This window comes from Ruegeria sp. BHSA123, from assembly GCF_059613425.1.
Window position 1 is genome coordinate 123,663 of sequence record NZ_JBXWSL010000003.1, and the last position, 22,069, is coordinate 145,731.

Annotated in this window: 17 protein-coding genes; 8 read left to right on the forward strand and 9 right to left on the reverse strand. The window is 56.9% G+C overall.

Going from position 1 to position 22,069, the window contains the following annotated elements; genetic code table 11:
* Positions 1-34 precede the first annotated feature (34 nt).
* Together AC2FNC_RS02740 and AC2FNC_RS02745 are read left to right on the forward strand one after the other, a co-directional pair.
* The gene (locus tag AC2FNC_RS02740; RefSeq protein ID WP_480476368.1) at positions 35-430 is read left to right on the forward strand and encodes a BlaI/MecI/CopY family transcriptional regulator; all 396 of its coding nucleotides are present in this window, start codon (positions 35-37) and stop codon (positions 428-430) included.
* Positions 417-1,514 carry a M56 family metallopeptidase gene (locus AC2FNC_RS02745; protein WP_480554620.1) on the forward strand — a complete coding sequence of 366 codons (1,098 nt, stop codon included), beginning with the start codon at positions 417-419 and terminating at the stop codon, positions 1,512-1,514. Before AC2FNC_RS02740 ends, AC2FNC_RS02745 begins: the two co-directional genes overlap by 14 nt.
* Positions 1,515-1,523: 9 nt before the next feature.
* Here AC2FNC_RS02745 and AC2FNC_RS02750 read toward each other — a convergent pair whose 3' ends face one another.
* From AC2FNC_RS02750 to xylF, 5 genes are all read right to left on the reverse strand, one after another.
* Positions 1,524-2,924, reverse strand: coding sequence for an MATE family efflux transporter (locus AC2FNC_RS02750; protein WP_480622362.1), 1,401 nt, complete (start codon positions 2,922-2,924; stop codon positions 1,524-1,526).
* 152 nt (positions 2,925-3,076) lie between these two features.
* The gene (gene xylA, locus AC2FNC_RS02755) at positions 3,077-4,384 is read right to left on the reverse strand and encodes a xylose isomerase (protein ID WP_480624290.1); all 1,308 of its coding nucleotides are present in this window, start codon (positions 4,382-4,384) and stop codon (positions 3,077-3,079) included.
* Between the two features lie 10 nt (positions 4,385-4,394).
* A complete protein-coding gene (locus AC2FNC_RS02760) occupies positions 4,395-5,192 on the reverse strand; it encodes an ATP-binding cassette domain-containing protein (protein ID WP_496714551.1) in 798 nt (265 codons plus the stop codon).
* The gene (locus AC2FNC_RS02765; protein WP_480476360.1) at positions 5,192-6,490 is read right to left on the reverse strand and encodes a sugar ABC transporter permease; all 1,299 of its coding nucleotides are present in this window, start codon (positions 6,488-6,490) and stop codon (positions 5,192-5,194) included. The genes AC2FNC_RS02760 and AC2FNC_RS02765 overlap by 1 nt, the downstream gene beginning before the upstream one ends.
* A gap of 76 nt (positions 6,491-6,566) precedes the next feature.
* Positions 6,567-7,586 (reverse strand): D-xylose ABC transporter substrate-binding protein, encoded by a 1,020-nt coding sequence (gene xylF, locus AC2FNC_RS02770; RefSeq protein WP_480516501.1) that lies wholly within the window; start codon positions 7,584-7,586, stop codon positions 6,567-6,569.
* Positions 7,587-7,738: 152 nt separating this feature from the next.
* On the opposite strand from xylF, the gene AC2FNC_RS02775 reads away from it, so the two are divergent.
* Positions 7,739-8,956 carry an ROK family transcriptional regulator gene (locus tag AC2FNC_RS02775; RefSeq protein ID WP_496714552.1) on the forward strand — a complete coding sequence of 406 codons (1,218 nt, stop codon included), beginning with the start codon at positions 7,739-7,741 and terminating at the stop codon, positions 8,954-8,956.
* Positions 8,946-10,457 carry a CRTAC1 family protein gene (locus tag AC2FNC_RS02780; protein WP_496714553.1) on the forward strand — a complete coding sequence of 504 codons (1,512 nt, stop codon included), beginning with the start codon at positions 8,946-8,948 and terminating at the stop codon, positions 10,455-10,457. The genes AC2FNC_RS02775 and AC2FNC_RS02780 overlap by 11 nt, the downstream gene beginning before the upstream one ends.
* Here AC2FNC_RS02780 and AC2FNC_RS02785 read toward each other — a convergent pair whose 3' ends face one another.
* The 3 genes from AC2FNC_RS02785 to xylB are packed head-to-tail and all read right to left on the reverse strand — an operon-like array spanning position 10,458 to position 14,157.
* Positions 10,458-11,756, reverse strand: a complete 1,299-nt coding sequence (locus tag AC2FNC_RS02785; RefSeq protein ID WP_496714554.1) for a cytochrome-c peroxidase — start codon at positions 11,754-11,756, stop codon at positions 10,458-10,460.
* Positions 11,753-12,703: an aldose epimerase family protein gene (locus tag AC2FNC_RS02790; protein WP_496714555.1), complete on the reverse strand. Its 951-nt coding sequence runs from the start codon at positions 12,701-12,703 to the stop codon at positions 11,753-11,755. Before AC2FNC_RS02790 ends, AC2FNC_RS02785 begins: the two co-directional genes overlap by 4 nt.
* Positions 12,700-14,157, reverse strand: a complete 1,458-nt coding sequence (gene xylB, locus AC2FNC_RS02795; protein ID WP_496714556.1) for a xylulokinase — start codon at positions 14,155-14,157, stop codon at positions 12,700-12,702. The genes AC2FNC_RS02790 and xylB overlap by 4 nt, the downstream gene beginning before the upstream one ends.
* Before the next feature lie 341 nt (positions 14,158-14,498).
* Here xylB and AC2FNC_RS02800 point away from each other — a divergent pair, with 341 nt between their 5' ends.
* Together AC2FNC_RS02800 and AC2FNC_RS02805 are read left to right on the forward strand one after the other, a co-directional pair.
* Positions 14,499-16,928: a GcvT family protein gene (locus AC2FNC_RS02800; RefSeq protein ID WP_496714557.1), complete on the forward strand. Its 2,430-nt coding sequence runs from the start codon at positions 14,499-14,501 to the stop codon at positions 16,926-16,928.
* Between the two features lie 31 nt (positions 16,929-16,959).
* A complete protein-coding gene (locus tag AC2FNC_RS02805; protein WP_496714558.1) occupies positions 16,960-17,970 on the forward strand; it encodes an Ldh family oxidoreductase in 1,011 nt (336 codons plus the stop codon).
* Between the two features lie 164 nt (positions 17,971-18,134).
* On the opposite strand, the gene AC2FNC_RS02810 is transcribed toward AC2FNC_RS02805, so the two are convergent.
* Positions 18,135-20,072, reverse strand: a complete 1,938-nt coding sequence (locus AC2FNC_RS02810) for an FAD-dependent monooxygenase (protein WP_496714559.1) — start codon at positions 20,070-20,072, stop codon at positions 18,135-18,137.
* Between the two features lie 136 nt (positions 20,073-20,208).
* On the opposite strand from AC2FNC_RS02810, the gene AC2FNC_RS02815 reads away from it, so the two are divergent.
* Together AC2FNC_RS02815 and AC2FNC_RS02820 are read left to right on the forward strand one after the other, a co-directional pair.
* Positions 20,209-20,652: a MarR family winged helix-turn-helix transcriptional regulator gene (locus AC2FNC_RS02815; protein WP_480516483.1), complete on the forward strand. Its 444-nt coding sequence runs from the start codon at positions 20,209-20,211 to the stop codon at positions 20,650-20,652.
* 337 nt (positions 20,653-20,989) lie between these two features.
* Positions 20,990-22,030 (forward strand): TRAP transporter substrate-binding protein, encoded by a 1,041-nt coding sequence (locus AC2FNC_RS02820; protein ID WP_480516481.1) that lies wholly within the window; start codon positions 20,990-20,992, stop codon positions 22,028-22,030.
* The last annotated feature ends 39 nt before the right edge of the window (positions 22,031-22,069 follow it).

Below are 22,069 nucleotides of genomic sequence, written 5' to 3' on the forward strand. Positions count from 1 at the left end.
GTCAGGCATAATAACCATGACGACACCGAGACCGATGCGAAAGAAAAAGACGACAAATCTGCTGACCGAGGTCGAACTGGAGTTCATGAACGAGCTCTGGGCCCTCGGGCAAGGCTCGGTGCGTGATGTCCTGGACCGCCTGCCGTCAGAACGCAACCTGGCCTATACATCCGGGGCCACGATCCTGCGCATTCTGGACGAGAAGGGTTTTGTGGAAAGCCAAAAGTCGGGAAAAACCCTGATCTATACGCCGCTTCTGGAAAAGGACAGATATCAGGCCCGTTCGCTGCAAAATCTGTCGCGCACGCTTTTTGACGACACCCCCGCCACACTGGTGGCGCGGCTGGTCGACGACGCGGGGCTGAGCGAAGCCGACCTGGAGGAAATTCGAGCACTGGTAGAGAGGAGACTGCAAAATGACAGCGGTTAGACCGGTTCTCGACGCATTCATCGAACTCAACATCGTGCTGGCCTTTTCGGCGGTCATCTGGCTGATGACCCGCACGGCCCTAAGCCGCACCGCACTGCGCAATGGCTATGTTGTACAGTTGCGGGCCCTCAAGACCCTGTGCATCTGCGTCCTTGCCAGCCCGTTTCTGGCGGTTTGCGTGTCGTCGCTGACGACCTACGCTTGGCCGGGCAGTGCCGTGGCCCTTGGTGATATCGCTGTTGCGGCCTATCTGCGCGGTGACATCGCAATGCCTGCGACGCAGTTTGAAGCACTGCTGAACACTCGCGAAAGGTGGGTAGATCTTGCATTGTCGGGACAGCAACCTGTGATCACCCTCGTTGCCGCCATACTTGCCTGTGTCGCTGCCGTGTACGCCGCGCGTGCCTTGCGGGACGCAATGGCGATCCGTCAGACTGTCAATTCCAGTTTTCTTTGGCGGCGGTCTGCCAAGGTGGATATTCGCCTGTCCGATCGCATCACCGTGCCGTTCGCCGTGCGCGGACTTCGCCGCCGCCACGTCGTTCTGCCTAGCCATTTGCTGGACACCCCGCGAGAGTTGCGTTTTGCGCTCGCTCACGAGTTTCAGCATATCCGTACTGGTGATGTGGAATGGGAACTGGGGTTTGAGCTGCTGCGTCCGCTTTTGTTCTGGAACCCTGCCTACCTGATGCTCAAGTATCAATTCGGCCGGCTGCGCGAGTTGGCCTGTGACCAGTCGGTTGTTGCGCGCAAACGGATTGATGCGCGGGAATACACGGCGTGCCTGCTGGACTATTGCGCCCGGACAATCTCAACCAACAGCCCACGCGTTCTGAATGTTGCTTTTGTGACAGGCGGCAAGGCAAAGCGCGTACTGCGGCAACGTGTAATCGCACTGACCGATGTTCAGCCTTCGGTACCCGCCTTGCCGGCATTGTTCCTCGGCATGACGCTGATCTTTGGCGCCCTTTTGGCTCTGGGGTCGGCCTCAATCCAGCAGACACGGGATTGGAGCCATGACCGCCTGATGCTGTCAACGGTGGTCAACTTGGAACGACTGGAGGCGCGCAATCAGGGGAACTGACCTGATCGCTTACCAGCCGCGACGCCCGAACAGCGAGTGAAGTCGCCCCTGATCGGTAAAAGGCTCGGGCGATTGCACGCGTTCCAGCCGCGCAACAACGCGCGCGACAAGAACCCATCCTATGACAGCAAAGATGACGCCCCCAAAAGCCTGCCCCAACAGAACGCCCGACGCCCCGGCGATTTGTGAGCCAATTGTGGCAAACACCCATGTGCCAATGGTGTGACGACCCCAGTTTATCCACGTGGAATAGACCGGATGGCCTAGATTGTTGAAACTGGCATTTGTCACAAAAATCACACCGTTGAAGAAAGAAGCCAATGCCAGCGGGCCACAGAACAAGTAAATTAGTACGCGCGTTTCCCCCTGGGCTGCGAACAAATTTGCAATTGGGGACCGCAGCAAAAACAAAATAGCCGACATGCAAAGAACATAGATTGCGGTGAACTTGATCCCGGCCAGAAACGCAGTGCGCACGCGATCAAATTTTTCTGCCCCGAAATTCTGCCCGATGATTGGCCCTATCGCGCCGGACAGCGCAAAGATGACCGAAAACGCCACCGGCAACAGCCGCCCGATCACCGCCATACCCGCAACTGCATCCGTTCCGAACTGCGCGATTTCCCGAACAACGATGGCATTCCCGATCGGCGTGGCGACGTTCGTCAGAACAGCGGGGATTGCGATGGCCCGCACGGGCCGAAAATCCTGTGCCACCTGTTTCATCGATGGGCGTGCAAACCCCTGATGCACCCGCAGCGCGGGCCATAAGGCTGCGCCCAACATACATAGCCGCGCCAGAACTGAGGCTATCGCGGCCCCATCCAACCCCAGTCCAACGGCAAATATCAAAATCGGGTCAAGAACTGCATTCACAACGCCGCCGTAAATCGTTGCCATCATTGATCGGCGCGCATCGCCGTGGGCGCGCAGCACAGCCATCGCTGCCATCGCAATCGACATCACCCACATAGTCGGCAGAATGATCGACACATAGCGCGTCGCCAGCCGCAAAACCTCGCCCTTTGCGCCAAGCAGCGACAGCAGAAAGCTGACGTTCAGCAGCACCAAAACGGAGGTTACCAACCCGACGATCAGCCCCAGCACGGCGACACTGGACGCGTATTGCCTTGCCTGTTCGACCCGCCCGCCGCCCAACTCACGCGCGACCAGCGCCCCGGCAGAAATCGACAGACCGATATTGATGGCGTTCGTAAAAAACAGCAGCGTCCCGGCATAACCTACCGCTGCGGCCAGCGCGTCGTTGCCCAGCATCGAGATAAAGACCATATCGACAAAATCGACAGCAAAGATCGCCATCAATCCAATGCTCGTGGTCAGCGACATGCGCGTCACATGCAGCATCAGGTTGCCACTTAGAAAGATTGCCTTACCTGATGATTTTTCCACCAATACTCTGGTCGTCCCATCTGCGCGACCCAGACGGGCCCATGATGCCACTGCGTTCGACAAGGGAAAGCCCCGGGCAACGCCTAAGTAAACTCACGCGTTTCCGGGGCTTTGTACACCGATTATTTCAGTTCAGGCTGAGCCGACAGGAATCACACAAAGCGGTTCACGTAATTCTCAAGCACTTCCTGACGCCCCGAGCGTGGCTGAGGATTGAGGTCTTCGGCAATCACCCGCGCTGCAATCTCGTCGAGGCCAGAGGTTAGCATCGCCTGAGCTTTAGGCGTTTTCCAGCCTGCATACCGGTCGGCCAGCGCCTGTTCCAGACCACCATCTTCAAGCATCGCAGCTGCCGCTTTCAGGCCCCGGGCACAGATATCCATCCCGCCCACATGCGCAGCGATCAGGTCTTCGGCGTCGATGGATTGCCTGCGAAGTTTAGCGTCGAAGTTGGTGCCACCCGTGGTAAACCCGCCCGCTTTCAGGATGTGGTAATAAGCCAGCGCGACTTCGGGCGTGTTGTTGGGGAACTGATCCGTATCCCACCCGGACTGGTAATCGTTCCGGTTCATGTCGATGGACCCAAGCATACCCTCAGCCGCAGCAACAGCGATCTCATGTTCGAAACTGTGTCCTGCCAGGATTGCGTGCCCTTGTTCCAGGTTCAGCTTGACCTCATCCTCGAGGCCGTACTTGCGCAGGAAACCGATACAGGTTGCCGCATCGAAATCATATTGATGCTTGGACGGCTCCTGCGGTTTGGGTTCGACGAGGATCGTGCCTTTGAAGCCGATCTTGTGCTTGTACTCGACCACCATGTTCAGGAACCGGCCCATATGATCCAGTTCGGCCTTCATGTCGGTATTGAGCAGCGTCTCGTAGCCCTCGCGTCCACCCCAAAGCACATAGTTCTCGCCGCCCAGTTTGTGGGTCGCGTCCAAACAGGATTTCACCGTGGCGGCAGCGAAAGCAAAGACGTCGGGGTCGGGGTTGGTGCTGGCACCCCCCATCCAGCGACGGTGGCTGAACATGTTGGCCGTTCCCCACAACAGCTTGGTGCCGGATGCCTGCATCTTTTCACCGATATAATCGGTGATCTCATTCAGCGTGCGCAGATTGTCGGCGAAGTTCCCATGCTCAGGGCGGATATCCGCGTCATGCCAGCAGAAATAGGGCTGTCCCAGGATCTGAAACATCTCAAAGGCGATATCGGCCTTCATCTTGGCGCGGCCCATGTCGTCTTGCGGATGCCATGGGCGTTCAAAAGTCGAGCCACCAAACGGATCCCCGCCTTCCCAGGCAAACGAGTGCCACCACGCCACGGCAAAACGCAGGTGATCCTCCATGCGCTTACCCATCACGATCTCGTCCGGGTTGTAGTGACGGAATGCGAGCGGGTTCTTACTGTTCTCGCCCTCGAATTGGACCTGCTCGATCCCCTGAAAGAAACCGCTCGTCATCTCTTTTGCCTCATTCCGACTTTTCACCGGGCTTCTTGCCCAGAATGATCATCGACAGCAAATCGTCATCCGTGACATCGGCGATGTCGACTGTGCCAACCAGTTGCCCGTTTTTCATGACCGAAGCCCGGTCGCACAACTCCATTACTGCATGCACATCGTGGTCGATCAGGAAAATTCCGATCCCTTGCGCCTTGAGCTGCTGGATCAGGTCCGCCACCATCTGTGTTTCGTGCGGGCCAAGCGCGGCTGTGGGCTCGTCCATGATCAGGATGCGCGCATTGAAATATACCGCACGCGCGATGGCCACCGACTGCCGCTGACCACCGGATAGCGCCGAGACCGGGTCGTTGAACTTCTGAAAGTTCGGGTTCAACTGTGCCATGATCTTGCGGCATTCGGCCTCCATCGCGGCATCGTTGACCAGCCCGAAAGGCGTGACCATCTCCCGCCCCAGGAAAAGGTTCGAACTTGCATCCAGATTGTCCGCCAAGGCCAGCGTCTGATAGATCGTCTCGATATTGTTGGCACGCGCATCGCGGGGGTTGTTGATCTCAACCTTCTTGCCGTCGATCAGGATCTCTCCGTGGTCCTTCTGATAGGCACCCGAAAGCACCTTGATCAGCGTAGATTTACCGGCCCCGTTGTGGCCCAGAAGGCCAACAACCTCGCCCGGGTACAAGTCGACCGAGACACGGTCCACCGCCTTGATGCCGCCGAACGAAATCGAGATATCGCGCATTTCGACAAGCGGAGGCTGGCCGGACCCTCGGCCCGAAGTTTGGTTCTGTGTTTCTTGTGCTTGCATCATTTCGCTCCCAGACGTTTGCGATAGACGATGTCGATATAGACGGCCAAAACCAGAACGGTGCCCACGACGATGTTCTGAAACGGTGCGTCCACGCCAACCATAGCCATGCCCGATTGAAGCGCCTGCATGATCAGCGCGCCAAGGATCGCGCCGTAGATCGTACCGATACCACCGGACAGCGCCGTGCCGCCGATTACGGCCGCAGCAATCACGCGCAGCTCATCCAATGTGCCGATATCGTTCGAGTGGTTGGCCAGGCGGGCCGAAGCCACGACCGCCGACAGCGCACACAGGAACCCCATCAGGGCAAAGATCTTGACGGTCATCATGCGAGTGTTGATGCCCGACAGTTCCGCCGCATCCGGGTTGCCCCCCGTGGCAAAGATATAGCGGCCAAAGCGGGTTTTGCGGGCCACAACAGTCAAGGTTACCGCAACAAGGATCAGGATCAGAACCGAGATCGGGATACCATAACCCACAACAAGCCCCTCAGGCAGGGCCTCGCCGCGCGCTTCGAACATACGTTCCAGCCTGCGGGTGGGAATCGAGTAGCTGTTGACGATCAAGACATAGCCCATAATGGCGATGCCAATGATCCCCGCCAATGTAGTTTCAGCCCAAACCGGTTTCACAGGAAACCCATGGGCAGCCTTGGAGCGTCGACCGCTCCACAACGCCCAAACCGCAATAGCGGTGGCGGCAAGGCCGAACAGAAGGCTGACCGTTGTTCCCAATGTCCCGTTGGTTCCGCCAAATATCAGGAAGGTGCTGTCCAGCGGGCCGATAGTCTGGCCATCGGTCATGTACCAGGCGACGTTGCGCCAGACCAGAAAACCGCCAAGCGTCACGATAAAGGCCGGTATGGTCAGATAGCCGACCATCCAACCGTGGAATGCGCCGATCAAGGTTCCAACTGCAAGGCCGACAACAAGGGTGATTGCCCAGGTGGCCGGGTGATTCAAACCTAGCCCCAGCACGTTCGGCAGAAGCTCGGTCTGGGTCATCGCCATGACGGCGGATGTGGTCGCCAGCAGCGCGCCGACCGAAAGATCAATGTGGCGCATCACGATAATGAACACCATGCCACAGGCCATGATCGCGACCGAGACCGTCTGAATCGACAGGTTGAACAGGTTTCTGGGCGTCAGAAAACGGCCATCCGTTACGATGTTGAAGCCGATGCACAGGATGATGAAGGCGCCGATCATGCCCAATAGCCGCATGTCCAGTTCCAGTTGCTGGAACAGGCTGGCCTTTGCTTTTTGGGGTACCGGCTGAGACGAAGTTTCGGTCATATCCGATCTTTCATGTTCAGCTATGGTCTCTGGCCCGACCTTGCGGGCCAGAGACGTTATGGTTTGGAGACTTGACTTAGTTACAGGGTGCAGGACCGTTTTCGACGCCCTGGCACAGGTGTTCCAGCGGAATCCAGCCAGCATCGACCACAACGGACAGGTTGTCTTTTGTGATCGGCACAGGTGCCAGGAAGACTGACGTCATCTCGGTTCCACCTGGCGAAGTCCAGCTGACCGCGCCTTCAACGTCTGCCGCAGCCGTTCCACCGCTCAGCGCGACCGCAATTTCACCTGCGGCTCTGCCCAGCTCACGTGCGTCTTTCCAGACCGAAACGGTTTGCGTGCCTTTGGCCACCCGGTTCAGCGCCGCATGGTCGCCATCCTGACCCGACACCGGAATGCCGTCCATACCTTGTGCGGTCAGTGCAGCAACAACACCGCCTGCAGTTCCGTCATTTGACGCGACCACAGCATCGACTTTGTTTTCGTTGGCCGTCAGGATCTGTTCCATGTTGCGCTGCGCGTTCGCAGGCAGCCAGCCATCGGTATAGGCTTCGCCGACGATCACAATGTCACCACTGTCAACAGCGCCCTGGATGATCTCCTGTTGGCCACCGCGCAGGAAATCCGCGTTCGGGTCGGTTGGCGAGCCCTTGATCATCACATAGTTTCCCTTGGGCATCGCGTCGAACACCGCGCGCGCCTGCATACGACCGACTTCGACATTGTCAAAGGTCAGGTAGAAGGCCCGATCATCTTCGATCAAACGGTCATAAGCGATGACTGGGATACCTTCGTCGGCTGCTGCCTGAACAGCTGGACCGATGGCCTGGGAATCCTGCGCCAGAATGATCAGCGCATCAACACCCTGGGCGATCAGGCTTTCAATATCCGACAATTGCTTGGCCGACGACGATTGCGCATCTGCCGAAATATACTCGGCACCGCCTGCCTCAAGCGCGGCTTTGATCGCCGCTTCGTCGGTTTTCCAGCGCTCTTCCTGGAAGTTCGACCAGCTGACACCGACCGTGGTTTCTGCAAACGCAACCGTTCCCATCAGGACGGCCACAGCAGAAGCGCTGAGAATTCGTTTCATGATTTCCTCCCGGTTTATCGAGCCATCGCTTCATGATTCGTGGCTCTCACAATTCTGAGTATCATATTTATTTCAGTCAGTAAAATATTTATGCTACCGGAAAGAAGAAAAACCGCTTACGCTTAGGAAATCACCAGATTCGCGAGGGCAGGATGCTGAAAAGCAAGGTTTCTTCAAACGCTACGGATCAACGAAACACCACCCGTTTGCGCGTGCTGGAACAAATCCGGTCGACCGGGGCGATATCGCGGATCGACATTGCAAGCGCGCTTGAGACCAGCCCAGCGACAGTGACGGCGGCAACGTCAGATCTGCTTTCAGCTGGTCTGATTCAGGAAATCGAAAGCGAAACACCGTCAAAATCCGCGCGCCGCGGCAGACCACGTGTGCTGCTGAAGCTGCATGGCGGATGTCACCTGATTGCCGGTGTAAAAGTGGCCCGGCACCAGATTTCAGTCATCCTGGTCGATTTTGAAGGCACCGAGATCACCTCTTACACTCATCCGCTGGAGGAGGCCCGGATGGCCCCGGAGGCGTTTGCAAAAAAGATATGCGCGGCGCTGGACCAGGCTTGCGTCTCTGCAAGCAGGTCCCTGACAGAGGTTTCCGGCGTCTGCATAGGCATTGCCGGACTGGTCGACGCAGAGCGGAACTTTGTACATTGGTCATCTTCGCTGACAGTGCGCAACGTGGATCTGAGCCCGCTTCTGTCTCAAGTGCTCCCCTGCCCCGCGTTCATCGAGAATGACGCTAATCTGGTTGCAAAGGCCGAACAGCTTTTCGGGCTTGGCAAAGGGTTGAAGAACTTTCTGGTTGTCACGATAGAACACGGCATTGGTCTGGGCATTGTGTTGGATGGCAAGCTATATCGCGGCGAGCGCGGCTGCGGTGCGGAATTCGGGCATGTCAAAGTTCAGCTGGATGGCGCGTTATGTCAGTGCGGGCAGCGCGGATGCCTTGAAGCTTATGTTGGGGAATATGCCCTGATCCGCGAGGCAACCATTGCCAGCCAGGCTACTGACCCGCACAATCTTGCTGATATTCACGCAGCTGCCCAATCCGGTGATGCCCGGTCCATTTCCGTTTTGTCGCGCGCTGGTCAGATGTTTGGAATGGGGCTTTCCAACCTGATCAATCTGTTCGATCCGGAATGTATCATCCTGTCCGGCACCCGAGGCAGCTTTGAATACCTGCATTCCGACGCAGTGATGACCCGCATCAATAACGGTGTTGTCAGCGTTGACGCGCCGCTGCCTGAAATCAACGTAAACCATTGGGGGGATTCAATGTGGGCAAAAGGGGCGGCGGCCTATGGGATCGAACAAGTCTCGATTTTGAAAGTCAGGGAACTGGCGGAAAATGCGAGTTGAACTGACGATCCTGCTAGCGACAGCGTCTGCCGCCTTGGCTGACATCAGCCTGCCACAGTTTCACAGCATCGACGTCCCCAGCCATGTTTACGACGGCGGGTGGGAGCACTTCGTCGGCGGAGGCGTTGCCGTTTTTGACTGCAACGGCGATGATCGGCCCGAGCTGTTTGCCGCAGGAGGAACTAATCCGGCTCAATTGTTTGTCAACACATCAGGACCCAATGTCAGTTTTCGGTCAGAAACGCCAAGCGCACTGTCTCTGACCGGCGTGACCGGCGCTTACCCACTGGATATCGATGGAGACGGGTTTGTGGACCTGGCAGTATTGCGCGTTGGTGAAGACGTTTTGTTGCGTGGCAAACCAAATTGCGCATTCGAACCGTTCACCTCGTTGAATTTCCAGTCTCAGGATCACTGGACCACCGGATTCTCCGCCACTTGGGAAAGCGGTCAAACCCTGCCGACACTGGCTTTTGGAACATATGTCGACCGAACCAACCCCGATGGCCCGTTTGAAGCCTGCGGGCCGACGCTTTTGTATCGCCCCGAAGGGGCGGCCTATGGCCCACCTCTCCACCTGGCACCGGGACATTGTTCCTTGTCCATTCTGTTTTCCGACTGGGCGCGCAGCGGGCGCGCGGACCTGCGTGTCAGTAACGACCGCCATTACTATGTGCGCGGCGGGCAAGAGCAGCTTTGGGCTATGGAAGACACGCCACGCCTTTACGCGCCGGAAGATGGGTGGCTGCCCTATTCGATCTGGGGCATGGGGATTGCATCAAGGGATATATCAGGGGACGGCTTCCCGGATGTTTACCTGACCTCGATGGGGGACCAGAAGTTTCAGATCTTTGATCCCACTGCCGAGGGGCCGACATGGCGCGACGCGACTTATGACCGGGGAACAACGGCGCACAGGCCGCATGTTGGTGGCGATGGCCGCCCCTCAACCGGCTGGCATGCGCAGTTCGGTGACGTCAACAACGACGGGCGCGACGACATATTTGTCGCCAAGGGCAATGTCGAACAGATGCCCGATGCAGCGCAAACTGACCCCAACAACCTGTTGCTGCAATCCGCAGATGATCAGTTTTTCGAGGCTGCCTCAGCGGCGGGTGTCGCCTCTATGGGCAAGTCCCGCGGTGGAGCCCTGGCGGACCTGAACGGGGATGGATCGCTTGATCTGGTCGTGGTCAATCGCGGGTCAGCGCTTGAAGTATTTCAGAACGAACAACAACTTGGAAACTGGGTTCAGGTTGATCTTGGCCAGGATCGTTCCAACCGCGCAGCTGTCGGCAGCTTCATCGAGGTCAAAACCACCGACGGAATTCAAACACGGGAAGTGACCATTGGCGGCGGTCACGCAAGCGGCATCTCAGGGCTTCATCACTTTGGCCTGGGCAACGCGGACGAACTGGCGCTGCGGGTTATCTGGCCAGACGGCACAGTTGGTGATTGGCAGCCCTTCAGAAGCAATCAGGTGCTTCGCATCGACCGCTGATCATTGATCAACAGGCAAACCGCTGGGCACATGCGCAGGCACACCCAGCCGGACTGCCGGGTCTTCCAGTGTGCTGAGGAAACTTAGAATGGCGTTCACCTCGTCATCACTCAGGCTGATTGGGGCCAGTTCATTCGACGCTGCAATCGCCTCGATCAACGTGGGGTCGAGCAAGGCTTTTTGATCTTCCGCGCCCGGAAACTCTGGCAACGCTGCTTTTTCGATCGAGTAGCTGCGCAAAGCTGCGACCGGATCCAGATGATGACGGACAACATCTTCAAGCCGCGCGTAGGCTCCGTTGTGACCATAGGGTGCCGTCAGGGTTACATTACGCAAGGATGGCGTGCGAAATGTGAAGGTGTCATCCGCATTGCCCGTCACACGCAATCGCCCGTCATCGCGAACATGGTTCTCGAACCGGGCGGCTTTTCCCGGCCCGATTTGCGGCATGGCGATAGAATGAAACCCATGATCCGTCTGGAACCAGCCGGAATGGCAGGTGCTGCACCCGGCCTTGCCGTAAAAAAGGTCAAGCCCCATTTGCGCCTGCTCGGGCAGCACCTCTTTTCCTTGCAGCGCACGATCAAACAGGCTGTTGTCAGCGCGCCATTCAAAAGCGATGAAATCAGCAATGATATTGGCGATTGCGGTAAAAGTGATCTCTTCTCCGGGCGCGAGCTGGTCAAAGCGTGTCCTGTATTCCGGGATTGCGGCAACACGCGCCGCGATAAGATCCCATGCGCCATCCTTTTGGGTCAGCAAACCAAGACGTACGGCTTTGCTCACTTCGTTTTCCGAATAGTGGCCCGCCATTTCGTCAGCCGACAAGACCGGGAACATCGCTTGCGCGGCCAGTGCAGATTGGAAGCCCGGCCTCATATCTGTGCCCAAGGGCGTTCTGAACCCGTCAGGCTGTGACGGGTCTGCCTCAAGACGCCCGTCATGAAAGAAGGTGGTGAATTCCAGCGCCCCAAGGTTCCACAGCCCCGGTGCATTTCGGGGAATGCGCTGCTCGGGCATGTTTTCCTGATCAAGCCTGCGCGCTGCCCCCAGCCCCACACCGCCTTCACCGATACCCAGAGACAGCGCGTCTGACGTTCCCAGTTTCGGATGATGACAAGTGGCGCAGCTGATGTTTTTGTTCCCCGACAGGATCGGGTCGTAAAACAGCAACTGTCCCAGTTCGACCTTGGCAAGGTCCGGTTCTACAAATTGAGGAAGCGGCCCGAGGTCCTGCGCCTGCGCCGCCGACAGTGTCACGCAAAAGGCCAGAGCATACACCGATATCCCAACTCTCATACCTGATCCCCTGAGATTTCCAACGTCAGAACTTGTTTATAGGGTTTGTCCGGAGAATAGATGACGGACGGAAACAAGGGGTGGTTCACAGCGTCCGTGTAACCGGAAGGCTCAATGCAAAGCCCTGCGCATGGCGTGAAAGGATCAGACAGGTGCGCGGCGGAATAGACCTGCGCGCCGGGCTGATCAGAGTAAACATTCATGCGCAAACCTGACGGTGTTTCAACCGTTGCAACCGGTCGATTTGATTTGCCCGCCTCTTCAAACACGAAGTAGTGGTCAAGGCCACGCCCCTCATCACCGATAACGCGCACGGATGAGAAATCCAGCCCTTGGTTTTCGATCTCATTCACGACGCCTGTCGGAATGGAGCTGTCGTCCAGTTCCAGTACCCGCTTTGAATTCAGGGCCAACCGGCTGTCAAGAATACCGCTTTGGCGCCCAAGAGTATAGTAATTGTGCTGCGCAATGCTGATCGGCGTAGGCCGGTCCGGCCATGCGGTGATCGTGTAAGTCAGCCGTGGAAAAGCCAGCTTGACATGAATCTCGAACCTGATTTCTCCGGGAAAACCATCATCGCCGTCAGGTGACGTCAAGGAAAGAACCGCACGGTTCGGCTTAGTCTTCCTGATAATCCAGTGGCTGCGCGACAGCCCGAGCGCACCGCCATGCAGCGTGTTTTCCCCCTCATTCGCTGTCAGGCGATAAGCGGCATCCTGCATTTTAAACTTTGCGCCACCGATCCGATTGGCGACGCGACCCACGATTGCACCCAGATAATATGGGTCCGTCAGATATTCCTGCGGGTTTGGATAGCCCAGGATCAAGGGCGTTTCACCGATCCACCAACCTTGTGTGATCGCCCCATAGCTCAGCAGGGAAACCGACATCGCACCATCTTCCAGAACAACCTGTTCGATGGGTAGGGAAGTGACGCCTTTCATCATGGCGCAGACAAGGGGGATAGTGCCGCATAAAACTGGCGGTATCTTTGATATTCAGCCTCATAGGCGTCGAATAACCCCGCGCGCGGCTGAACAATTTCAGAGATTTCTGGCGATGTCATGAGTTCCGCCGGGTCTGCATCTTTTACTGCACAGGCAGCAAGGCGTGCCGCGCCTATGGCGGCTCCGAATTCACTGCCTTTAGGCAAGGCAAGCGGGATGTTCAGAACAGTTGCCAGCGTCTCGACCCAGAAACGGGATCGTGCGCCCCCACCGACGACCATCAGGCTTTCAGGCTTGGTTCCCGTGCTCCTGAGGGCCTCAAGGCAATCTCGCAGCGCGAACGAGACACCTTCCATCACGGACTGTGCAAGATCCTCTGGATCCGACGCAATATCCAGCCCCATAAACGCCCCCCGGATAGCGCTGTCATTATGAGGGGTACGTTCCCCCGACAGATATGGCAGGAACTTGGTCTTCGACGGCCCGGTGACGGTATCCGGCAACGCCGATGCGAGTGCACCAACGGATTGGCCGAGGTTCCGGGACAGCCAGTTCAGACTGTTGGTCGCCGACAGGATGACACCCATTTGAATCCAGTGGTCCGGCACCGCGTGGCAGAAGCAGTGAACCGCCGTTTCCGGTGCGGGCGCGTAACTGTCCTTGGCAACCAGCAGCACACCCGACGTTCCCAGCGATAGAAAACCGCTGCCTTCGGCGATACTTCCTATACCACAGGCAGCCGCGGCGTTGTCGCCTGCCCCGCCCGCAACGACTACGGGTCCGGTCAGGCCCCAGTGCTGCAATATCTCCGCCCTCAGCTCGCCCCCGACGGCGCTGCCTTCGACCAGTTCGGGCATCTGATCCCGGCGCATGTGGCTGAGCTCAAGCGCTGTTTCCGACCATTTCCGACGTCCGACGTCCAACCACGCTGTACCCGCGCTGTCGGACAATTCACTTATGTATTCTCCGGTCAGCCAGAAGCGTAAATAGTCTTTGGGGAGCAAGACTTTGGAGGTTTTTTCAAAAACGTCAGGTTCATGCCTGCGCATCCATTCCAGCTTGGGCGCAGTGAAGCCGGGAAAAACGATGTTTCCGGTGATCGATCGCATCGCGGAAAGCGCATCCAGTTCGGCAGCTTCACGGGCAGACCTTGTGTCGTTCCAAAGGACACAGGGCCTCAATACGCTACCATTTCGGTCCAGAAGCGTTGCGCCATGCATATGCCCGCTCAGACCTATGCCCCGCACTGCCGAAAACGCAGCGCTGTTTTGCCCCTGCAACTGGGCAACGACCTTTTGACACGCTTCAACCCAATCCGCAGGTTCCTGCTCTGACCAGCCCGGATGCGGTGTCGATGTGTTCACGCTCGCTTCGGCCTCGGCAACGACGTCACCGTCTTCACTGACCACAATTCCCCGAAGACCTGACGTCCCCAAATCAAGACCGAGATACACCTGCTCCTCCCATTTGTAAGCCGCAATACTGAGGCAACAGAAACCCAGTTTTGCAAAGGCATCAGGTTTCACTGGCACAGTTTGCGCTAACATCACAAGGTGAAACAAGACAAGGAATATAAAAATGATGTCGTCCTGGACAGCACTGAATGACCCAGACCCAGACAGCGACCAATACGAAGGTGCCCGATAAGAGGTGACCTGAACTAAGCCGCGGGAGAAATTTTTTGCGATTGTCTGGCAACATGTTTCCGTAAAAACTTCGGAATGTTCTCATCTTACTGATTTCGGGCAGGCAGAGCTTCTGACACCATGATCAGTCGCAAGAAGGAAATCGGCGAATGAAATCACATGCCAAAGTTGTTGTCGTTGGCGGCGGATGTGTGGGCGCGTCCATTCTGTACGGTCTGACACAGCACGGCTGTAGCGATGCGGTGATGCTGGAACGGACCACACTGACCGCAGGCTCGACCTGGCATGCCGCCGGTCTGCTGGTCACCTTCGTGCGGTCCCATAACGTGTCGAAGATGACGATGGAAACCATCCGCATCTATTCAGAAGTCGAACAGAAGATGGGTACGTCGGTAGGCTTGCGCAAAGTGGGTCAGCTGCGCGTTGCCAACACCCAGAAACGTTGGGATGAATTCCAGTCATATATCTCGATTGCCGAGGCTGCAGGTGTGCCCTGCAAACTGCTGACGCCCGCGGAAATTGCCGATGTTCATCCCCTTCTGAACCAGTCTGAGCATATTCGCGGCGGTATCCTGCATACCGAGGACGGCTATGTGAACCCGGCCGACATCACCATGGCAATGGCAAAGCTGGCGCGAGATGCGGGCGCCACAGTCTATCAGAACACCGAAGCACAGGCGTATGAAAAGTTGGAAAGCGGTCATTGGAAAGTGACCACCAATCAGGGAGAGATCACGTGCAAGCATTTGGTTTTTGCCACCGGCAATTATGCCCGTGAAAATGCCCGACGCGTTGGGCTGGACCTGCCCTGCATTCCCATCGTTCACCAGTACTGGACCACGGAAACAGTTCCACTGCTCAAGGAACGTCGTGCGCAGGGTTTGCCCGAGTTCCCGATCCTGCGGGATGAGGATTACGGCGCATATCTACGCGAAGATGTCGGCGGCATTCAGTTCGGGCCCTATGAGTTCACCAAGGACCTGAAGCTGTTTGCCGAAGACAGCGTTCCACCTGACTTTGGCGCAGACCTCTTGCCCGAGGATTTCGATGCCGTGGAAACCCAATGGGAACGGGCTATTGAGCGGGTTCCGGTCCTTGGCGAGGTGGGCATCAAGGCCAACACGCGCGGACCCTTCCAAATGACGCCGGACGAATTGCCACTTGCCGGGCCAGCGCCAGGGCACAATAACCTGTGGCTGGCCGAAGGGATGCCCGGCGGCATTCTGTGGGGCGGCACCGTGGGCGAACGGCTGGCCCGTTGGATCGTCGACGGTGATCCGGGCATGGACATGTCGGAACTGGACCCGCGCCGTTTCTCGGACTACGCCTCTAAACGCTGGACCATGGACAAGGTTCGCGAAACCTGGGGCACACATATGAACGCGCATATCCCCGGCGAAGATTTCCCGGACGCGCGCCCAATGAAAACCGTGGGGTCTTACGATCTGCTGACGGCGCATGGCGCAGTCTGGACCAGCTTCAACGGCTATGAATTCCCGCGCTGGTTCGCCAAATCGCCGCAAGAGGCGATCCCTGAACATTCTTTCCGCCGCACCAATCACATGGAACGCGTTCAGGAGGAAGTGCACACCACCCGCGAAGAGGCCGGGTTCATCGAGATGTCGCCAATGACCAAGTTTACTGTACGCGGTCCCGGCGCCGCGCGGTGGCTGGATGGTCTGATGGCAAACAAACTGCCTAAAGTGGGCCGGATGAGCCTGTCGCTGTTGTTGAACGCAAAAGGTGGCATGGATGCGGAATACACAGTTGTCCGCTATGCCGAGAATGATTTCTATCTGGTCTCTACCCCGAATTGGCGCGCCTATAACTGGGATCAGCTGCAACGTCTGCTACCACAAGATCAATCGGTTATCCTTGAAGACGTTTCAGAACAGTTGGGTGTGATCGCTCTGGCGGGTCCCAAGGCGCGCGAGATTTTGCAACCGCTGACCGACAACGATTTGACGAACGCAGCTTTTCCCTGGCTCTCTGCACAAAAAGGTGAAGTTGGTTATGCCAAAGACGTTCACCTGCTTCGGGTATCTTACACAGGCGAGCTGGGCTGGGAACTGCACCATCCGGTCGGGTATAACCGCCATCTTGTCGACCTGCTTTTGAAAGCCGGTGTAAAACCCTTCGGGCTTGAGGCGTTGGAGTCCATGCGCCTTGAAAAATCCTATCGCGCCATCAACCGTGAGATTTGCAAGGACATGACACCATATGAGGCCAGCCTTGATCGGTTTGTCGTCACCGAGGGACGCGAGTTCATCGGAAAAGCGGCGCTGGAGAAGCAGAGATACGAGGGCAATCACAAACGGCTGGTCACGTTGAAACTTCCCTTTGGCGAAACTTCGGTGATGTTCGATGAAGGTGTTTATGCAAACGGTGAACTGATTGGTCGCGTTACATCGGGTGGGTTTTCTTATTATTGCAACCACGACATAGCGATGGCACTTGTACCAAACGATATGACCGCGCCGGGTGCAAAGATGCAGGTGTTGGTCCATAACGAAATGCGCGATGCCGAGGTGATCGATACTTGCGCCGTTGATCCCACCAACGCACGTGCGCGTGCCTGACCCCTGAAGTAAAAAGACTGGATTTGAAAAGATGACCGAACACTCGATCAAAACGCTTTCTCTTGCCGAGGTTCGGGCGCTGGCGAAAGCCGTACTTGTTTATGCCGGAGTTAATGCACAGGGCAGCGATATTCTGGCCGACATTGTTACCCGGTCCGAGCGGGACGGCCCGCGCAGCCACGGATTGCGTATGCTGCCGGTCTATGTCCAAAGCTTCACCTCGGGCTATGCAAACGGCAATGCGAAGCCAAAGATCGAAAAGGTTGCCCCGGGCGTTCTGCGCTGTGATGCCGATAACGGCTACTATCAGGTCGCGGCAGCCGAAGTCCGCGACATGTTGATCGAAATGACGCGGGAAAACGGCATTGCCGCTTTCACCTGCGCAAATTGCCACCATCTGGGCGCGTTAAGGTTTGACACCGAACCGCTGGCCGAAGCTGGTCTGGTGGCTTTCGCCGTGATCAACTCATTGTCCATGGTGGTGCCGCAAGGCGGGGTGCGCCCGGTATTTGGCACCAACCCGATGTCTTTTGCCTGTCCGCGCGAGGGCGGTGCGCCGATAGTCTGGGATCAGGCGTCTTCAATGGTTGCTTTGATGGATATCCGCATGGCCGCAGCCGAGGGGCACGACCTGCCCCACCCTGCCGGTCTGGACCCTGACGGTGCACCCAGTACGGACCCGAACGCTATCCTGGAAACCCGCAGCCTTTTACCATTTGGCGAGCACAAGGGCGCCGCAATCGCTTTCATGGTTGAAGTGTTGGGTGCCGCCCTGGCTGGTGGAACCCTTTCCGTGGACAATCAAGAACGTGAGGCGTTCGGAGCCCTTAACATCAAAGGCGGTGCAACACTGATTGCGATTGACCCGAAACGGTTCGGCAACGCGGCCTTCAATCAATATATCACGCGCATTTGCACAGAAATTGTCGGCAACGGGGACGCCCGTGTTCCGGGTGATGGGCGTCTGGCCAAACGGGCGGCAGCCGAGGCTGACGGTGTTGAGGTCAGCACCGAGGTTCTGGCCGCGTTAAACGCGGCCTGAAATACCCGCGCTCAGCTTTCTGGCTAGAGGGCCTTCCTACGACACGGGCGGATTCAAGCGCCAATCCAGCTTTGAACAGGCGGTAATCTTGCCGAACCAAGCACGGATGCGACAGTCCATTCTCCCCTCGTAACGGCGGTCCGTTGGGGTCTGAGTCGTCGCACTTATCGACCGCCGCCCGCAACAAATAGCCTGGAGAGGAAGTCAAACAGGTCAGCGTGACACTCTAATGGCAGGATATGCGCCACATATTGGTCCGGCCTGACGACGACCATACAGCCCTTTGTCCGATCAATTCCGCGCATTTCGTAGATGTCTTCACGCCTCTTGTGATCAACGCAAAAAACCTTCTCGAAGTCGCGCAGGCCATACCTGCCCTTCTCGGGTTTCAAAAGAGACGGCATATCCTCATAATTCAGCGATATGAAATCCTGCGGGAAGATGGCCCGTAGGTCTATCAAACCGTCGATGTCTTCGTCAGGGCGCACAAACCGTCGCAGAGGAGAGTTCGGATCGCTTTGCAAAACCTCGCAAAGCTGATGGATCGATCCGCCTTGGGTACCTGCGTCTCTCTGTCCTGCGAAGGCATAGAGCCTCCAGCGCGCATCCGCTTCGGCCACATGCCCCAATTGCATGGGCATGGCATCTGCAAGCCGGACAACTGGTGCTGAATGAAATCGCTTGCCTATAACCAGCCCACGCGCCAGATGCTGGTGAACCGGTTCGGCGACCAAGTCCGAAGGCCCATAGTGAACCGAAAGCCCGCCGGTGAACTCCAGATTTTCGATAAACTGTTTTTGAATTCGGGGCCTATCGGTGCCGTCAAGCTCTGACTCGCCCGGAGGCGCACTCATGATCCGGGCCCATTTATGGTCGGTTTCGACCAGTCTTTTGGCCTCTTGCAAACGCTCGGCCGAGTAGCTGTGAAGAAGATCAGGCTTTGACCTTCCTGTCAGCACATGCACCAGTTTCCAGCCCAGGTTAAAAGTATCGCCCATCGACACGTTCATCCCCTGACCCGCCTTGGGGCTATGCGTGTGGCAGGCGTCGCCCGCCGTGAAAACGCGCGGGGTGCGTGTAGCAACTTCATGCTTAGGAACATCGTCGAACTTGTCGGTCAGCCTGTGGCCAATCTCGTAGACCGACCACCAAACGACTTCTTTTACGTCGATGGAATAAGGACGCATGATCCGGTTCGCGGCAGCGATGATATGGTCAGCCGTCAGATTGCGGTTGGCGATCCGCTCATCCGGGTTCAGTTTGTCAAGCTCGACATACATTCGGAACAGGTATCCGCCCTCGCGCGGAAGGATCAGAACGTTTCCTTCCGATGCCGATTGAACAAGGCATTTCCGCCGCAAATCGGGAAAATCGGAATTCGCCAGAATGTCCATAACGCCCCACGCCTGATGTGCGGCATCGCCTTGCAGCTTACCCCCGATGGCCTTGCGCACATTGCTGCGTGCACCGTCACAGCCTACGACATAGTTGGCACGCACTGTAAGCCGTTCAACCACGCCACCATCATCGCCCAAGCGTTCAAGCTCTGCCGTGACGGGGTGATCCGTGGAACCGGTATCAATTGTGAAATCGCTGACACGAAGCCCGTAATGGGGTTGCAGCCGCGTTGGAGCGTTTCTCATCACATCCAGAAACAGCTCATGAATCCGGGCCTGATTCATCAAGGTATGTGGCATCTCGGATTGATCTTCGGCAACGTCCTGCACCGTGCCCGCCCGGCGGATGTGGCCCGGGCTTGCGGGATCGGGCGTCCAGAATGCCGTTTGGTTGACCCAATACGCTTCGCGCTTCACTTTCTCAGCAAAACCAAACGCCTGAAACATCTCCATCGAGCGGACGTTGACGCCATCCGCCTGGCCTTTCTCCATCGGACCAGGCTTTTGATCCACGATCATTGTCGAAATTTCGGCGAACCCGGCCAGTTGCGCTGCAAGGCAAAGCCCCGCCGGTCCACAACCCGCGATCAGAACGTCAACCTTTTCGGGGATGGTTGCGGGGTGGTTGTGGTGATCGGAGCGGCTGAGCGCAGCCGGTTTGATATCCGGGTCACCCGGACGAAATCCATCAACGTAATATTGCATTGTCCCCTCCTCCGCAGATTCACATAAATTTAATAACTGTACTTACTATTTCCTGTCAACAAAGATATGTACACTCACTAATTGCCGCGGTAATTCTGGAATAAGTGACGGCGTAAAGTGATTTCGGAGGTTTTGCGTGAGTATTTACGGAATGGCGGGCCACCTCATCCGCAGGCTCAATCAGATTTCAACCCACGTGTTCTCGGTCCGGATGCAGGAGGCCGGGATTGACCTTACATCCGTTCAGTTCGCAGCACTTGAAACAATTCGCGCCGAACCCGGCATTGATCAGGCCACAGTCGCGGCGAAAATCGCCTATGACCGCGCAACAATCGGCGGGGTCATCGACCGGCTGGAGCAGAAAAACTACGTCAAACGCTCGGTCAGTCAACGTGACAGACGCGCGCGAGAGGTCACCTTATCGGGAAAAGGAAAAGACATCCTTGCGGCGGCTATGCCAGTCGTAATTGACCTGCAAAACGAGATCCTCGGAGGGCTAACTCCGAATGAACGCGAAACGTTCCTGAAGCTCGCAGGCAAGGCAGTTGATGCTGTCACCGACGATAACACACGGCCTTGAATTACAAAGCGGACGCTGGTTCAATTAAAACAAGGAAAGCAAATCCACCATTTTTTAGCTTTAGTTTCCGAAACTAGAAACTAAAATCTAAGAAATCTCAATTTACCTTTGAGCCAACCGAGGGCAATGTAATCCTGAGAGGATAAATTGCGTCCGCGCATGACCTGTCTGATGCGTAGCGTTTCGACGAAAAGGTTCACATGTGTGAACATTCTGTTTTCCGAAAAGGACCTGAAACCAAACACTAAAAAAGTGGATATAACTCGTTATAAAACATAACTAATATGAGCAATCATGAACAGGGGATGATACTCATAGGTCATCTAGGGAGGAGACCATGACCAACTTGCGCAGAACCATACTCAAATCTGCAGTGACAGCGATTGCTTTCGGTGCCATGTCAACCACTGCCATCGCGGCCGAAGTGACACTGCGGATGCACCAATTCCTGCCGGCACAAGCCAACGTACCCAAGAACGTTCTGGATGTCTGGGCCGACAAGGTCGAAGCGGATTCGGATGGCCGGATCGAAATTCAAAGGTTTCCGTCCATGCAGCTTGGGGGCAAACCCCCCGAACTGATCGACCAAGCCATTGATGGTGTGGCAGACATTGTCTGGACTGTGTCCGGATATACACCAGGCCGCTTTCCCCGAACCGAGGTGTTCGAACTGCCGTTCACCATGACTAATGCCGAAGCCGTCTCACGCGCCTATTGGGATCTGGCCGAAGAAACCATGATGGACGATGACTTCAAGCAGTTCAAAGTACTCGGGCTCTGGGTGCACGGCCCCGGTTTGATCCATTCAAAGGAACCGATCGAAAGCATCGAGGATCTGAACGGCGTAAAGCTGCGCGCACCGACACGCGTAACCAACGGCCTTTTCAGCTCGCTTGGAGCAACCCCGGTTGGCATGCCTGTTCCTGCGGTGCCTGAAGCGCTGTCCAAAGGCGTGATCGACGCCACCGTGATTCCCTGGGAAGTGACCGGCGCCCTGAAGGTCAACGAGCTGGTCGGAAACCACACGACCTTTGGCGACGACACGCTATACACCACCACTTTCATCTTCGCGATGAACAAGGACCGCTGGGATGCACTGCCGGATGATCTGAAGGCCGTCATCGACGCCAACTCGGGTGCTGAATTCTCGGCCTTCGCAGGCAAGCAGATGCAGGCCGATGACGACGGGCCTCACAAGCAGGCGATGGAACGCGGCAACAACATCATCACGCTGAGCCCGGAACAGGTCGCGGAATGGAAGGCAGCATCACAGCCGACCACTGACGCCTGGATCGCCGAGATGGATGAAAAAGGTCTGGATGGAACTGGCTTGCGCGCCCGCGCGCTCGAACTGATTTCGCAATACTCCGGCAACTGATCCGGTCGCTCTTCCGGCGCTATTTCCCGCCGGGAGAGC

Excerpts from the sequence above, each read along its gene's own strand:
- AC2FNC_RS02780 (WP_496714553.1), top strand. The coding sequence starts at position 8,946 with ATGCGAGTTGAACTGACGATCCTGCTAGCGACAGCGTCTGCCGCCTTG.
- AC2FNC_RS02785 (WP_496714554.1), bottom strand. The coding sequence starts at position 11,756 with ATGAGAGTTGGGATATCGGTGTATGCTCTGGCCTTTTGCGTGACACTG.
- AC2FNC_RS02775 (WP_496714552.1), top strand. The coding sequence starts at position 7,739 with ATGCTGAAAAGCAAGGTTTCTTCAAACGCTACGGATCAACGAAACACC.
- AC2FNC_RS02805 (WP_496714558.1), top strand. The coding sequence starts at position 16,960 with ATGACCGAACACTCGATCAAAACGCTTTCTCTTGCCGAGGTTCGGGCG.
- AC2FNC_RS02800 (WP_496714557.1), top strand. The coding sequence starts at position 14,499 with ATGAAATCACATGCCAAAGTTGTTGTCGTTGGCGGCGGATGTGTGGGC.
- xylF (WP_480516501.1), bottom strand. The coding sequence starts at position 7,586 with ATGAAACGAATTCTCAGCGCTTCTGCTGTGGCCGTCCTGATGGGAACG.
- AC2FNC_RS02810 (WP_496714559.1), bottom strand. The coding sequence starts at position 20,072 with ATGCAATATTACGTTGATGGATTTCGTCCGGGTGACCCGGATATCAAA.
- AC2FNC_RS02760 (WP_496714551.1), bottom strand. The coding sequence starts at position 5,192 with ATGCAAGCACAAGAAACACAGAACCAAACTTCGGGCCGAGGGTCCGGC.
- AC2FNC_RS02765 (WP_480476360.1), bottom strand. The coding sequence starts at position 6,490 with ATGACCGAAACTTCGTCTCAGCCGGTACCCCAAAAAGCAAAGGCCAGC.
- xylA (WP_480624290.1), bottom strand. The coding sequence starts at position 4,384 with ATGACGAGCGGTTTCTTTCAGGGGATCGAGCAGGTCCAATTCGAGGGC.
- AC2FNC_RS02740 (WP_480476368.1), top strand. The coding sequence starts at position 35 with ATGCGAAAGAAAAAGACGACAAATCTGCTGACCGAGGTCGAACTGGAG.
- AC2FNC_RS02790 (WP_496714555.1), bottom strand. The coding sequence starts at position 12,703 with ATGATGAAAGGCGTCACTTCCCTACCCATCGAACAGGTTGTTCTGGAA.
- AC2FNC_RS02745 (WP_480554620.1), top strand. The coding sequence starts at position 417 with ATGACAGCGGTTAGACCGGTTCTCGACGCATTCATCGAACTCAACATC.
- AC2FNC_RS02820 (WP_480516481.1), top strand. The coding sequence starts at position 20,990 with ATGACCAACTTGCGCAGAACCATACTCAAATCTGCAGTGACAGCGATT.